Below are 13,531 nucleotides of genomic sequence, written 5' to 3'. Positions count from 1 at the left end.
TGCTCACATTTTTTTCGGGAAGAAAAGGAAAGGTGATAAATATATGACAACACAAGTAGTAAACGTCATTGGCGCAGGTCTTGCAGGAAGTGAAGCAGCTTACCAAATTGCAAAACGTGGTGTCCAAGTAAGATTATACGAAATGAGACCGGTGAGGCAAACGCCAGCTCATCACACAGATAAATTTGCAGAATTAGTATGTAGTAACTCGCTTCGTGCAAACACATTAACAAATGCTGTTGGTGTTATTAAAGAAGAAATGCGCTTAATGGATTCTGTTATTATTCGTGCAGCTGATGAGTGCTCTGTACCAGCAGGAGGGGCTTTAGCGGTAGATCGTCATGAATTTGCGGCAAAAGTAACGGAATATGTGAAAAACCATCCGAATGTAACTGTGATGAATGAAGAAATTACTGAAATTCCAGAAGGTCCTACTGTTATCGCGACAGGTCCACTTACGTCGCCTGATCTTTCTGCGCAATTAAAAGAATTAACGGGTGAAGACTACTTTTATTTCTATGATGCTGCAGCACCGATTGTTGAGAAAGACAGCATTGATATGAATAAAGTGTATTTAAAATCTCGTTACGATAAAGGTGAAGCGGCATATTTAAACTGTCCAATGACGGAAGAGGAATTCGACCGTTTTTACGAGGCTTTAATCGCTGCTGAAACAGTACCTTTAAAAGAATTTGAAAAAGAAATTTTCTTTGAAGGTTGTATGCCAGTAGAAGTTATGGCAAGTAGAGGAAGACAAACACTAGTATTTGGACCGATGAAACCTGTTGGATTAGAAGATCCGAAAACAGGGAAAACGCCATATGCTGTTGTTCAGTTACGCCAAGATGATGCAGCGGGAACGTTATACAATATCGTAGGTTTCCAAACGCATTTAAAATGGGGACCGCAAAAAGAAGTGTTACAGTTGATTCCAGGACTGGAAAACGCAGAGATTGTACGTTATGGTGTAATGCATCGTAATACGTTTATTAATTCACCTAACTTGCTTCGTCCAACATACCAATATAAACAACGTGATGATTTATTCTTCGCTGGTCAAATGACTGGAGTGGAGGGATATGTTGAATCGGCGGCTTCAGGATTGCTAGCAGGTATCAACGCTGCTCGACTTGTGAAAGGTGAAGAGCCGGTTGTATTACCGCCTGTAACTGCAATGGGAAGTATGGCGAATTATATTACTGCGACAAATGCAAAAAACTTCCAACCGATGAATGCAAACTTCGGTCTGTTTGCACCGTTAGAGAAGAAAATTAAAAAGAAAGCAGAACGTAATGAAGCCTATGCAACACGCGCTTTAGAAACGATTCGAAATTTTGTAAATATTTAGTTAAATTTCTTGCAAAGGCTACTAAGTTGTGATACGATTTAGTAGCCTTTATTGAGGTGAATTGTGTGAATGTGAAGAAATTGTTACAATTATTCGTTGGATATTTACAAATTGAAAGAAATTATTCAAAATATACAATTGCAAGTTATCAAAATGATTTAGAACATTTTGTGCAATTTATGGAGCGAGAAGGCATATCCTCTTTTTTAGATATTACATACGCGGATGTTCGTTTGTACTTAACGACGTTGCACGATGAAAAGTTAGCCCGTAAATCTGTCGCAAGAAAAGTATCAAGCTTACGAAGTTTATATCGTTTTTTGATGCGTGAAGGTTATCTGAAAGATAATCCGTTTGCACTTGCGTCACTCCCCAAAAAAGAATTGTCAATCCCAAAGTTTTTATATGCTGAAGAATTAGAGGAATTATTTGAAGTTTCTGATACGGAAACCCCGTTAGGTCAAAGGAATCAAGCTTTATTAGAATTGATGTATGCGACTGGGATCCGTGTGAGTGAATGTGTCAATTTACAACTTACCGATATTGACTTTGCGGTGGGGACAATTTTAGTAATGGGAAAAGGAAAAAAACAAAGGTATATTCCGTTCGGGAGCTATGCACAAGATGCTTTAATTACTTATATAGAGAACGGGAGAAAACAGTTAGCCAAGAAAACTGAAGAACAATCTCATATGGTATTTTTAAATGCGAAAGGCACGCCGCTGACAAGTCGAGGAGTACGCTATGTATTAAATGAACTCATTAAGAAAGCTTCACTGACAATGCGTATAAGTCCTCATATGTTAAGGCATACATTTGCTACACATATGTTAGATGAAGGGGCAGATTTACGTACTGTACAGGAGCTACTCGGTCATGAAAATTTGTCTACGACACAAATTTATACGCATGTCTCTAAAGAAAGATTGCGTTCTGTCTACATGAAGCATCACCCACGGGCATAAATTGCTTTTAAAGCTATAAAAACATATAAAGGAGTTTTTTCTATGGGAAATTTCCATGCTACAACGATATTTGCAGTTCATCATAATGGAGAATGTGCAATGGCTGGAGATGGCCAGGTGACAATGGGAAATGCTGTTGTAATGAAACATACAGCTCGTAAGGTTCGTAAACTTTTTCAAGGGAAAGTTTTAGCTGGTTTTGCAGGTTCAGTTGCTGATGCATTTACTCTTTTTGAAATGTTTGAAGGGAAATTAGAAGAGTATAATGGAAACTTGCAGCGTGCTGCTGTTGAGATGGCGAAGCAATGGCGAGGTGACAAAATGTTACGTCAGCTAGAAGCGATGCTCATTGTCATGGATAAAACAACTATGCTCCTTGTTTCAGGTACGGGAGAAGTGATTGAACCGGATGATGGTATTTTAGCAATTGGATCTGGTGGGAATTATGCGCTTTCAGCAGGTCGTGCTTTAAAACAATATGCAAGTGAACATTTAACAGCGAAGCAAATTGCGAAAGCGAGTTTAGAAATTGCTGGCGATATTTGTGTTTATACAAACCACAACATAATTGTGGAAGAATTGTAGAATCGTAAGGGAGGCATTTTATATGCATTTACATTTTACTCCGCGTCAAATTGTGGAAAAATTAGATCAATACATTATCGGTCAAAAAGATGCGAAGAAAGCGGTTGCTGTAGCTTTAAGAAATCGATACCGCCGAAGTAAATTAGCTGAAAATCTACGTGATGAAATTGCACCTAAAAATATTTTAATGATTGGTCCAACAGGTGTTGGTAAAACAGAGGTAGCACGACGAATGGCGAAACTCGTTGGAGCACCTTTTATTAAGGTTGAAGCTACGAAGTTTACAGAAGTTGGATATGTAGGTAGAGATGTAGAATCGATGGTACGTGACCTTGTGGAAACGTCAGTTCGTATTGTGAAAGAAGAAATGGTAGTTAAAGTACAAGACAAAGCAGAAGAACAAGCGAACCAACGTCTTGTTGAAATTTTAGTACCGAGTCCGGAGAAGCAATCTGGATTTAAAAACCCATTAGAAATGCTATTTGGTGGCGCTCAAAATTCGAATCAAACAACAGATTCACAGGAAGATGTTGAAATCGAAAAGAAACGTCAAGATGTGGAAAGAAAGCTTACTGCAGGACTTCTTGAAGATGAAATTGTATCGATTGAAGTGACTGAACAACAGTCTTCCATGTTCGATATGTTGCAAGGAACTGGCATGGAACAAATGGGAATGAATTTCCAAGATGCATTAGGAAGTTTTATGCCGAAAAAAACAAAAAAACGTAAACTTTCTGTAAAAGAAGCAAGAAAAGTCTTGACAAATGAGGAAGCACAGCGCTTAATTGATATGGATGAAGTTACACAAGAGGCTGTTTATCGTGCTGAACAGCTCGGGATTATTTTTATCGATGAAATTGACAAAATTGCTGGTAAGCAGTCGAATAGTGTAGATGTATCACGTGAAGGTGTGCAACGTGACATTTTACCAATTGTAGAAGGATCAAATGTTGCGACAAAATACGGATCAGTAAAAACGGATTATATTTTATTCGTTGCAGCTGGAGCGTTTCATATGTCTAAACCGTCAGATTTAATTCCGGAATTGCAAGGGAGATTTCCGATTCGAGTAGAATTAACAAAATTATCAACTGATGATTTTGTTAAAATATTAATCGAGCCTGACAATGCGTTAATTAAACAATATATGGCTTTATTAGCGACTGAAGGTATAGAAATTGAATTTTCAGACGAAGCTATTCGTAAGATTGCTGAGATTGCTTATCAAGTTAATCAGGATACAGATAATATTGGAGCAAGAAGACTTCATACGATTATGGAGAAGCTCCTTGAAGATTTATCGTTTGAAGCATCTGAAATTACGTTAGAGAAAATAACGATAACACCTCAATACGTTGAGGAGAAATTAGCAACGATTGCTAAAAATAAAGATGTGAGCCAGTTTATTTTGTAATAGTGTCATCAGGTGACTCGCCCTAGTTTCCAAGTGATGAAAAAATATGTGAGTAACATGTAGGAGGAACTTTTGAAATGGAATTATTAGCAAAAACAAGAAAATTAAATGCGTTATTACAGAGCGCAGCAGGAAAGCCTGTAAACTTTAGAGAAATGTCTGACACAATGTGTGAAGTAATCGAAGCGAACGTATTCGTAGTAAGCCGTCGTGGTAAATTACTAGGTTATGCAATTCACCAACAAATCGAGAATGAGCGTATGAAACAAATGCTTGCAGAGCGTCAATTCCCAGAAGAGTATACACAAAGCTTATTCAACATTACAGAAACATCTTCAAACTTAGATGTAAACAGTGCTTACACAGCATTCCCAGTAGAAAATAAAGAATTATTTGGTCAAGGTTTAACTACAATCGTACCGATCGTTGGTGGCGGTGAGCGTCTAGGTACATTAGTTTTAGCTCGTCTTGGTCAAGAGTTCCTAGATGATGATTTAATTCTTGCTGAGTACAGCTCAACTGTTGTAGGTATGGAAATTTTACGTGAAAAAGCAGAAGAAATTGAAGAAGAAGCACGTAGCAAAGCTGTTGTTCAAATGGCGATCAGCTCATTATCTTACAGTGAGTTAGAAGCAATCGAGCACATCTTCGAAGAATTAAACGGAACAGAAGGTTTACTTGTCGCAAGTAAAATTGCTGACCGCGTAGGAATCACTCGTTCAGTAATCGTAAATGCACTTCGTAAATTAGAAAGTGCTGGTGTAATTGAGTCGCGTTCTTTAGGTATGAAAGGAACATACATTAAAGTATTAAACGACAAATTCTTACATGAACTTGCTAAATTAAAAACAAACTAATTTATAAAACTCTCCTCATTTTTGAGGAGAGTTTTTTGTGTATAAAAGATTGATGTTGTTAGTAAATAGCGGCATAATCGCATTTTTTGAAAAGCTATAAATTGCATTTCACTTTTTTGCTTAAAAGAAATGCAGGTTGGTAATACTAGAATTCGAGTATGAACAAAGAAAGTTTTACATTGTTCGCATTTTCGACTTGATTGTAATATTTCAGTATGATATAGTAAGCAGTGGTGTCAGTACAAAGTACACACGTTTACTGATTTAAGTGTTGGTGCTACGTTTGTAGTTTCGCTTAGAGATGAAGTAAACGGAGGATATCAAAAACCATTTAGGAGGAACTATATTATGTCAGTAATTTCTATGAAGCAATTGCTTGAAGCTGGTGTTCATTTCGGACATCAAACTCGTCGTTGGAACCCAAAAATGAAGCGTTACATTTTCACAGAGCGTAACGGTATCTACATCATCGACTTACAAAAAACTGTGAAAAAAGTTGAGGAAGCTTTCAAAGTTATGCGTGACATCGCTGCTGAAGGCGGAGACATCTTATTCGTAGGTACTAAAAAACAAGCACAAGAAGCTATTAAAGAAGAAGCAACTCGTGCTGGTATGTACTTCGTTAACCAACGTTGGTTAGGTGGAACTTTAACTAACTTCCAAACAATCCAAAAGCGTATCAAGCGTCTTAAAGACATCGAAAGAATGCAAGAAGATGGTACTTTCGAAGTACTACCTAAGAAAGAAGTTGTTCAACTTAAAAAAGAGTTAGAGCGTCTTGAGAAATTCTTAGGCGGTATTAAAGATATGAAAGGTCTTCCAAGTGCATTATTCGTAGTAGACCCTCGTAAAGAGCGTATTGCAGTTGCTGAAGCACGCAAATTACACATTCCAATCATCGGTATCGTTGATACAAACTGTGATCCAGACGAAATCGATCACGTTATCCCAGCAAACGATGATGCAATTCGTGCTGTAAAACTTCTTACATCTAAAATGGCAGACGCGATCCTTGAAGCAAAACAAGGTGAAGAAACTGTTACTGCGTAACAAAGTTGGAAAGGTGATAAGGGGTTCGGCCTTTTATCACCTTTTTTAAGGTATAAACACCTTTATAAAAGGTATAAATACATATTTTAGGAGGATGAAAAGTATGGCAATCACTGCACAAATGGTAAAAGAATTACGTGAAAAAACTGGCGCAGGTATGATGGACTGCAAAAAAGCTTTAACAGAAACTAACGGCGACATGGAGAAGGCAATTGACTTCTTACGTGAAAAAGGTATTGCGAAAGCTGCTAAAAAAGCAGACCGCATCGCTGCTGAAGGTTTAACTTTCATCGAAACAAACGGTAACGACGGTTTAATCTTAGAATTAAACTCTGAAACTGATTTCGTTGCGAAAAACGAAGGTTTCCAAACATTAATTAAAGAATTAGCTGCTCACTTATTAGCTAACAAACCAGCTAACGTTGAAGAAGCTATGGCTCAAACAATGGAAAACGGCAAAAAAGTAGAAGAGCACATCAACGAAGCAATCGCTAAAATTGGTGAAAAACTTACACTTCGTCGTTTCGAAATCGTATCAAAAACTGATGCAGATGCATTCGGCGCTTACTTACACATGGGTGGACGCATTGGTGTATTAACAGTTCTTGAAGGTTCTACTGATGAAGCGGCTGCTAAAGATGTTGCAATGCACATCGCTGCAGTTAACCCTAAATACATCGACCGCGATGCTGTAACAGCTGAAGAAGTTGAGCATGAGCGTCAAGTATTAACACAACAAGCATTAAACGAAGGCAAGCCTGAAAAAATCGTTGCAAAAATGGTTGAAGGCCGTCTTGGCAAATTCTTCGAAGAAATTTGCTTACTTGACCAAGCATTCGTTAAAAACCCTGATATGAAAGTTCGTCAGTTCGTTGAGTCTAAAGGCGGAACATTAAAAGGATTCGTTCGCTACGCTGTTGGTGAAGGTATCGAAAAACGCGAAGACAACTTTGCTGAAGAAGTAATGAACCAAGTAAAAGGTAGTAACTAATACAGATTAGGGAACACATTGTGTTCCCTTTTTTAAAATAAAGATGTAAGCAATTGGAGGTTCATTATGAGTAAACCGAAATATAATCGTGTCGTTTTAAAGCTGAGTGGAGAAGCTTTAGCTGGCGAGCAAGGATTTGGAATTAACCCAGCTGTTATTAAATCAGTTGCGGAACAAGTGAAAGAAATTGCAGAACTTGATGTAGAGGTTGCTGTTGTTGTTGGTGGCGGTAACATTTGGCGTGGTAAAATTGGAAGTGAAATGGGCATGGATCGTGCAGGAGCAGATTACATGGGCATGTTAGCGACAGTTATGAATTCATTAGCTCTTCAAGATAGCTTGGAGAATATCGGAATTCAAACTCGCGTACAAACTTCAATTGAGATGCGTCAAGTGGCAGAGCCTTACATTCGTCGTAAAGCAGTTCGTCACTTAGAGAAGAAACGTGTTGTTATCTTTGCAGCAGGTACAGGTAATCCATACTTCTCTACAGATACAACAGCAGCATTACGTGCAGCAGAAATTGAAGCAGACGTAATTTTAATGGCGAAAAACAATGTAGATGGCGTATATAATGCGGACCCATCTATTGATCCAACAGCTACGAAATACGAAACGCTTACTTACTTAGATGTATTAAAAGAAGGTTTAGGTGTAATGGATTCTACAGCTTCTTCTCTATGTATGGATAATGATATTCCATTAATTGTATTCTCAGTTATGGAAAAAGGGAATATTAAACGTGCCGTTCTAGGCGAAAATATCGGAACAGTTGTAAGGGGGAAATAAATATGGGACAACAAGTATTAAAGTCTTCAAATGAAAAAATGGAAAAAGCAGTTGCTGCTTATTCTCGTGAATTAGCAACAGTTCGTGCTGGCCGTGCAAACGCGTCTGTATTAGATAAAGTACAAGTTGATTACTATGGTGCACCAACACCAGTTGTGCAATTAGCGAACATTACAGTTCCAGAAGCACGTTTACTTGTAATTCAACCGTATGACAAAACTTCTATCGGTGATATCGAAAAAGCAATTTTAAAAGCAGATTTAGGCTTAAACCCTTCTAATGATGGAACTGTAATTCGTATTGCATTCCCTGCATTAACAGAAGAGCGTCGTCGTGATCTTGTAAAAGTTGTGAAAAAATATGCTGAAGAAGCAAAAGTTGCTGTTCGTAACGTACGTCGTGACGGAAATGATGATCTTAAGAAGCTTGAAAAAGCTGGCGAGATTACAGAAGACGATTTAAGAGGATATACTGAAGATATCCAAAAAGAAACAGATAAATATATTGCAAAAGTTGACGAAATCGCAAAAAACAAAGAAAAAGAAATCATGGAAGTGTAATAGCGATACTTTCGCAAATATGACCCTCTTCTTAAGGGGGTCTTTTTACACTTTTAGGCATACGTCTGCTTGTTGGAGGGTATGAATGATGTTTAAAAACTTTCCTTTTTTTAAAGGTAAAAAGGACACATCGTTTGATCATCTCGTTGAAGAAGTGAAAAAAGGATACATCCCAGAACATATTGCCATCATTATGGATGGTAATGGAAGATGGGCAAAGAGGAGAGCGATGCCTCGTATTGCGGGACATCATGAAGGCATGCAAGTTGTAAAGAAAATCACAAAATTTGCAAGCAAACTTAATGTGAAAGTATTAACTCTTTATGCTTTTTCAACTGAGAACTGGAAAAGACCAAAAAAGGAAGTTGATTATTTAATGAAGCTTCCAGAAGAATTTTTAGGTACATTTTTACCAGAATTGATTGAAGAGAACGTACAAGTCCGTGTAATAGGGCAACAAGATCGTCTTCCTACGCATACACGCAGAGCGATGGAGAAGGCCATGGAAGAGACGAAAGAGAATACGGGATTAATTCTGAATTTCGCGTTAAACTATGGAAGTCGAGATGAAATCGTTTCTGCTGTGCAACATATGATGAAAGATTGTGAGGAAGGAAAAGTTCGTGTTGAAGATGTAAGCGAAGAAATGCTTTCTTCCTACTTAATGACGAGTTCTTTACCTGACCCAGAGTTGTTAATTCGTACGAGCGGAGAGCTACGTATTAGTAATTTCATGTTATGGCAAATTGCATATTCGGAATTTTGGTTTACAGATGTGTATTGGCCAGATTTTACCGAGGAACATTTGCTAAATGCGATTACAGACTTTCAACATAGAGGGCGCAGATTCGGAGGCGTGTAGAAAGAGAGGGTTTGGTAGTGAAACAGAGAATTATTACTGGAGTGGTTGCTGCCGCGCTATTCATTCCCATCGTAATTTACGGTGGCGTGCCTTTTACGGTTTTAGTGTATGCACTTGCTTCTATAGGTTTATATGAATTAATTCGTATGAATAAGCTTACGCTTATTTCAGTGCCAACAGTTTTAGCTGCAGTATTATTATGGATTATTTTAATTCCAAGTAGTGCATCAGAACTGTTTACTTGGATTGGATTAGGTAAATTAGAAATCACATTTGTGATTGTTTTATTACTTTTATCATATACAGTCCTTTCTAAGAATACATTTACTTTTGACAATGCTTCGTTTTTACTAATGGCAACAACATATGTTGCAATGGGATTCTTATATTTGAATGAAACGAGAATTTTAGGAATTAAATATGTGTTTTGCGCATTATTTGTTATATGGGCTACTGATTCAGGCGCATATTTCGTAGGAAAAGCATTAGGAAAAAGAAAGTTATGGCCAGAAATTAGTCCAAATAAAACGATTGAAGGTTCATTAGGCGGCATCGTTTGTGGAATTATTGTAGCGCTTGTTTACAACATGTTTTTCCCAGTGGAATCGAATGTAGTAATTTTAATCGTGCTGACAATTATCATTTCTATTTTTGGACAAATTGGTGATTTAGTACAATCTGCATTTAAACGTCATTATGGCGTAAAAGATTCAGGTACAATTTTACCTGGACATGGTGGTATATTAGATCGAACAGATAGTTGGTTATTCGTTTTACCAATTCTCTACTTCTTATTACAATACAATTAATAAATGAACGAGGGGTTGGAGTCATGAAAAACATTAGTTTATTAGGTGCAAGCGGATCAATTGGTACACAAACTTTAGATGTATTACGCTCGCACCCAGACCAATTCCGTCTCGTTGCTTTTTCTGTAGGGAAAAATATTGACTACGCAGTAAAGGTCATTCAAGAATTTTCTCCGCAAATTGTCTCTGTGCAAAGAGAGGAAGATGTTTTAAAATTACAAGCTGTCTCTGGTAATACAAAAATTGTATATGGTAGTGAAGGACTTTTAGAAGTAGCATTACATCCAGATGCGGAGATCGTAGTAAATGCTGTTGTAGGTAGCGTAGGGTTGTTACCAACACTTCGTGCAATTGAGGCGAAAAAAACAATTGGAATTGCAAACAAAGAAACGTTAGTAACTGCAGGGCATCTTGTAATGGAAGCAGCGCGAAAACATAATGTTTCGTTACTTCCAGTAGACAGTGAACATTCAGCTATTTTTCAATGCTTGAATGGTGAAAATGAAAAAAGAATTTCTCGACTAATTATAACGGCTTCTGGTGGAAGTTTCCGTGATAAAACGAGAGATGAATTGCATCATGTGACCGTAGAAGATGCGCTTCGACATCCAAACTGGTCAATGGGTTCGAAAATTACAATTGATTCTGCTACAATGATGAATAAGGGGCTAGAAGTAATTGAAGCACATTGGCTTTTTGGTATCCCTTACGAGCAAATCGATGTTGTTTTACATAAAGAAAGTATTATTCATTCTATGGTTGAATTTGAAGATCGTAGTGTGATGGCACAGCTTGGCTCACCTGATATGCGAGTACCAATTCAATACGCACTTACATATCCTGATCGATTACCTCTTTCAGACACAAAGCAGTTAAATTTATGGGAAATGGGTACATTACATTTTGAGAAAATGAACCAAGAACGTTTCCGTTGCTTGCGCTTTGCGTATGAAGCTGGAAAAACAGGTGGAAGTATGCCAGCTGTAATGAATGCAGCGAATGAAGTAGCTGTTGAAGCTTTTTTACAAAAGAGAATTGGTTTCTTAACAGTGGAAGACCTCATTGAAAAAGCAATGAACCATCACAATGTCATTGCACGTCCGAGCTTAGAGGAAATTCTGGAAATTGATGCAACCACAAGACGGTTTGTGATGGAACAAATTTAGCAAAGGTGGTATGGAATTGAATACAGCGATTGCCTTTATATTAATTTTCGGTGCACTCGTATTTTTCCATGAGCTAGGGCATCTATATTTCGCAAAAAGAGCAGGTATTTTATGCCGTGAGTTTGCGATTGGTTTTGGTCCGAAAATATTCTCATTTGAAAAGAATGAAACGGTGTATACGATTCGATTACTGCCCCTTGGTGGCTATGTAAGAATGGCTGGCGAGGATGCAGATACAGTTGAGTTAAAGCCTGGGAAAAAGGTTGGCCTTGTATTAAACGAAAAAGACGAAGTTGTAAAATTAGTTTTTGATGGATATGAAAAGTATCCAAATGTTCGAGTTATTGAAGTCGAACAAGCTGATTTAGAGCATAATTTAACAATTTCGGGTTATGAAGAGTACGAGGAAGAGCTTCAAACATTCCGAGTGAATGAGAAGGCTCGTATTATTACTGCCGGTGAAGAAATTCAAATTGCTCCGTATAATAGACAGTTTGGCTCTAAGAAATTAGGTCAACGTGCTTTAACGATCTTTGCAGGTCCTGCAATGAACTTCATTTTAGCATTTGTTATTTTTGTGATTCTTGGATTTGTACAAGGTGTTCCTGTTGACAAACCAATGGTCGGAAAAGTGATGGAGAATAGTGCAGCAGAGCAAGCTGGATTAAAAGAAAATGATACAATTCAAGCTATTGATGGGAAAAACACAAGTACATGGAAAGATGTTGTTACCATTGTACGTGAAAATCCGAATAAAGAAATTACGTTACAAGTAAAGCGTGATAGTGAACAGTTTAATGTGAAAGTAACGCCAACGCTTGATAAAGAAGGTAAAGAAGAAGTTGGTAGAATCGGTGTTTATTCTCCTGTAGAGAAAACAGTGATAGGTTCTATTAAATCAGGTTTTGAACAAACATACCAATGGACGAAACTAATTTTTGAGTCTCTTGTGAAATTAGTAACCGGCCAATTCTCTATTAATGAGTTGTCAGGTCCAGTAGGAATTTATAATCTAACAGATCAAGTTGTAGATTATGGATTTACGCGTGTATTAAGTTTAGCAGCCGTTTTAAGTATTAACCTTGGTTTATTTAACCTACTACCAGTTCCTGCTTTAGACGGTGGACGTTTGTTCTTCTTCTTAATTGAGGCGTTACGCGGGAAACCAATTGATCGCCAAAAAGAAGGAATGGTTCACTTTATTGGTTTTGCATTATTAATGTTACTTATGTTAGTAGTAACTTGGAATGACATTCGTAAGTTTTTCTTGTAAAATAAAGTGAAACTTATAATGAAATAGAGCTCGTAGAATAAAATCCCTCACCTAACTCGAGGTGAGGGGTTTTCCTGCGTATAAGAGTAAAATGAAGAGGTGCGAATAAATGAAACAAAGTATGGTATTTAGTCCTACATTACGTGAAGTTCCAGCTGATGCTGAAATTAAGAGTCATCAGTTATTACTTCGTGCAGGTTTTATGCGTCAAAATGCTTCTGGTATTTATAGCTTTTTACCATTTGGATTAAAAGTGCTACACAAAGTAGAACGAATCGTTCGAGAAGAAATGGAGCGCGCAGGTGCTGTAGAATTATTAATGCCAGCGATGCAAGCTGCAGAATTATGGCAAGAGTCAGGTCGTTGGTATTCTTACGGATCTGAATTAATGCGTATGAAAGATCGTAACGCTCGTGAATTTGCATTAGGAGCGACACATGAAGAAGTAATTACGGATCTTGTACGTGATGAAGTGAAATCATATAAAAAATTACCGTTAACATTATATCAAATTCAAACAAAATTCCGTGATGAACAAAGACCTCGTTTCGGTTTATTACGTGGAAGAGAGTTTCTAATGAAAGATGCATACTCTTTCCATGCTACGCAAGAGAGCTTAGATGAAGTGTACGATCGCTTATACAAAGCATACTCTAACATTTTCGCTCGTTGTGGCTTGAATTTCCGTGCGGTTATTGCTGATTCAGGAGCAATGGGTGGAAAAGATACACATGAATTTATGGTATTATCTGATGTTGGTGAAGATACAATTGCATACTCTGATACATCTGATTATGCAGCGAACATCGAAATGGCTCCTGTTGTAGCTACGTATACGAAGAGTGACGAAGCAGAAAAAACG

General features: G+C 37.6%; 14 protein-coding genes. All 14 read left to right on the top strand.

Annotated elements, in window-relative coordinates; all coding sequences use genetic code 11:
- Positions 1 to 43: 43 nt before the first annotated feature.
- Entirely contained in the window at positions 44 to 1,348 is a 1,305-nt protein-coding gene (gene trmFO / locus MR079_RS00800) for an FADH(2)-oxidizing methylenetetrahydrofolate--tRNA-(uracil(54)-C(5))-methyltransferase TrmFO (protein WP_046198542.1), read from the top strand.
- Between the two features lie 65 nt (positions 1,349 to 1,413).
- Positions 1,414 to 2,313, top strand: a complete 900-nt coding sequence (gene xerC / locus MR079_RS00795; protein ID WP_139866969.1) for a tyrosine recombinase XerC — start codon at positions 1,414 to 1,416, stop codon at positions 2,311 to 2,313.
- A 42-nt stretch (positions 2,314 to 2,355) separates the two neighbouring features.
- Entirely contained in the window at positions 2,356 to 2,898 is a 543-nt protein-coding gene (hslV, locus tag MR079_RS00790; RefSeq protein ID WP_000526272.1) for an ATP-dependent protease proteolytic subunit HslV, read from the top strand.
- 22 nt (positions 2,899 to 2,920) lie between these two features.
- On the top strand, positions 2,921 to 4,312 hold the full coding sequence (hslU, locus tag MR079_RS00785; RefSeq protein ID WP_139866971.1) for an ATP-dependent protease ATPase subunit HslU: 1,392 nt from the start codon (positions 2,921 to 2,923) through the stop codon (positions 4,310 to 4,312).
- Between the two features lie 77 nt (positions 4,313 to 4,389).
- Positions 4,390 to 5,169 (top strand): GTP-sensing pleiotropic transcriptional regulator CodY, encoded by a 780-nt coding sequence (codY, locus tag MR079_RS00780; protein ID WP_000421288.1) that lies wholly within the window; start codon positions 4,390 to 4,392, stop codon positions 5,167 to 5,169.
- A gap of 348 nt (positions 5,170 to 5,517) precedes the next feature.
- Entirely contained in the window at positions 5,518 to 6,219 is a 702-nt protein-coding gene (rpsB, locus tag MR079_RS00775; protein WP_000111483.1) for a 30S ribosomal protein S2, read from the top strand.
- Between the two features lie 103 nt (positions 6,220 to 6,322).
- Positions 6,323 to 7,210 carry a translation elongation factor Ts gene (tsf, locus tag MR079_RS00770; protein WP_001018581.1) on the top strand — a complete coding sequence of 296 codons (888 nt, stop codon included), beginning with the start codon at positions 6,323 to 6,325 and terminating at the stop codon, positions 7,208 to 7,210.
- A 66-nt stretch (positions 7,211 to 7,276) separates the two neighbouring features.
- On the top strand, positions 7,277 to 7,999 hold the full coding sequence (gene pyrH, locus MR079_RS00765) for a UMP kinase (RefSeq protein ID WP_000042663.1): 723 nt from the start codon (positions 7,277 to 7,279) through the stop codon (positions 7,997 to 7,999).
- Between the two features lie 2 nt (positions 8,000 to 8,001).
- Positions 8,002 to 8,559, top strand: coding sequence for a ribosome recycling factor (gene frr / locus MR079_RS00760; RefSeq protein WP_000531501.1), 558 nt, complete (start codon positions 8,002 to 8,004; stop codon positions 8,557 to 8,559).
- A gap of 85 nt (positions 8,560 to 8,644) precedes the next feature.
- Positions 8,645 to 9,421 carry an isoprenyl transferase gene (gene uppS / locus MR079_RS00755; RefSeq protein WP_139866973.1) on the top strand — a complete coding sequence of 259 codons (777 nt, stop codon included), beginning with the start codon at positions 8,645 to 8,647 and terminating at the stop codon, positions 9,419 to 9,421.
- 17 nt (positions 9,422 to 9,438) lie between these two features.
- The gene (cdsA, locus tag MR079_RS00750; protein ID WP_000813584.1) at positions 9,439 to 10,230 is read left to right on the top strand and encodes a phosphatidate cytidylyltransferase; all 792 of its coding nucleotides are present in this window, start codon (positions 9,439 to 9,441) and stop codon (positions 10,228 to 10,230) included.
- 23 nt (positions 10,231 to 10,253) lie between these two features.
- Positions 10,254 to 11,396 carry a 1-deoxy-D-xylulose-5-phosphate reductoisomerase gene (dxr, locus tag MR079_RS00745; RefSeq protein ID WP_000790363.1) on the top strand — a complete coding sequence of 381 codons (1,143 nt, stop codon included), beginning with the start codon at positions 10,254 to 10,256 and terminating at the stop codon, positions 11,394 to 11,396.
- A gap of 16 nt (positions 11,397 to 11,412) precedes the next feature.
- Entirely contained in the window at positions 11,413 to 12,669 is a 1,257-nt protein-coding gene (rseP, locus tag MR079_RS00740) for an RIP metalloprotease RseP (RefSeq protein ID WP_139866977.1), read from the top strand.
- A 109-nt stretch (positions 12,670 to 12,778) separates the two neighbouring features.
- Positions 12,779 to 13,531, top strand: a 753-nt coding sequence (gene proS, locus MR079_RS00735; protein WP_396022952.1) for a proline--tRNA ligase, incomplete at its 3' end; no start/stop codon positions are given.

The sequence above is a fragment of the Bacillus cereus group sp. BfR-BA-01381 genome, assembly GCF_022663555.1.
Classification (GTDB): domain Bacteria; phylum Bacillota; class Bacilli; order Bacillales; family Bacillaceae_G; genus Bacillus_A; species Bacillus_A pacificus.
The sequence above is the reverse complement of the archived record's forward strand: the minus strand, read 5'-3'. Positions and strand labels throughout refer to the sequence as shown.

Coding starts and splice junctions, on each gene's coding strand:
- hslU (WP_139866971.1), top strand. CDS start 2,921: ATGCATTTACATTTTACTCCGCGTCAAATTGTGGAAAAATTAGATCAA.
- pyrH (WP_000042663.1), top strand. CDS start 7,277: ATGAGTAAACCGAAATATAATCGTGTCGTTTTAAAGCTGAGTGGAGAA.
- tsf (WP_001018581.1), top strand. CDS start 6,323: ATGGCAATCACTGCACAAATGGTAAAAGAATTACGTGAAAAAACTGGC.
- frr (WP_000531501.1), top strand. CDS start 8,002: ATGGGACAACAAGTATTAAAGTCTTCAAATGAAAAAATGGAAAAAGCA.
- rpsB (WP_000111483.1), top strand. CDS start 5,518: ATGTCAGTAATTTCTATGAAGCAATTGCTTGAAGCTGGTGTTCATTTC.
- hslV (WP_000526272.1), top strand. CDS start 2,356: ATGGGAAATTTCCATGCTACAACGATATTTGCAGTTCATCATAATGGA.
- trmFO (WP_046198542.1), top strand. CDS start 44: ATGACAACACAAGTAGTAAACGTCATTGGCGCAGGTCTTGCAGGAAGT.
- codY (WP_000421288.1), top strand. CDS start 4,390: ATGGAATTATTAGCAAAAACAAGAAAATTAAATGCGTTATTACAGAGC.
- dxr (WP_000790363.1), top strand. CDS start 10,254: ATGAAAAACATTAGTTTATTAGGTGCAAGCGGATCAATTGGTACACAA.
- uppS (WP_139866973.1), top strand. CDS start 8,645: ATGATGTTTAAAAACTTTCCTTTTTTTAAAGGTAAAAAGGACACATCG.